This is a genomic window from Desulfobacterales bacterium (genome assembly GCA_029211065.1).
In the GTDB taxonomy this organism is placed as follows: Bacteria; Desulfobacterota; Desulfobacteria; order Desulfobacterales; family JARGFK01; genus JARGFK01.
Map to the genome: position 1 here is coordinate 1 of JARGFK010000250.1, position 717 is coordinate 717.

At 43.7% G+C, this 717-nt stretch carries 1 tRNA gene; it reads left to right on the plus strand.

Annotated features, from left to right (window positions below):
- The first annotated feature begins 55 nt into the window (after window positions 1–55).
- A tRNA-Met gene (locus P1P89_23285) sits at window positions 56–132 on the plus strand.
- Window positions 133–717 lie beyond the last annotated feature (585 nt).

Sequence of the window (717 nt, forward strand, 5' to 3'; positions counted from 1 at the left end):
CATGATAATTTCCAATTGACAAACGAATTATCAGGTGTTAATTTACAATAAGTTTCGCGGGGTGGAGCAGTCTGGTAGCTCGTCGGGCTCATAACCCGGAGGTCGTTGGTTCGAATCCAGCCCCCGCTACCATCGATATTAAGGGCTTAGATTGTCATCTAAGCCCTTTTTTCATATAATTCCATTCCCAGATTCTGTACTTTCTCATAAATATCTCTTCCCTTTCTACCTTAACACCAAACCTACCTTCGTTTTGTTATGATATGACAAATACTTATGGGCTATGCAACGTAACATCTCAAAAAGTTCGGGTATAATCTCATTTCCTGGGGGGCCATGCGGGTCTCTTTTTTAAAGGCCGCAATCCCGCCAAGGCGGGACTTCCCCCGTTCGCCCAACGCCCCCCGTGACTCTAAAATACTACTTCGTGCCCATCCATAAATGGCTATTTTCCGCAATCTCTACGTCAGATTCGGATTTTAATCCTCGAAATACTTCAATGTATTCCTGTGGTTAAAATCCTCATCTTCCTTGACCTTGCGAAAACTATCTCATTTCTGGATGGACACGAACTAAGTTAGGAGAAAATTCATGTGTGGCATAATATGTTATGTGGGCCAGAAACAGGCCAGCTCGATTCTTTTGGAAGGATTGAAACAACTTGAATACCGCGGGTATGACTCTGCCGGCCTTGCAATACAGCAGGAAAATGATATC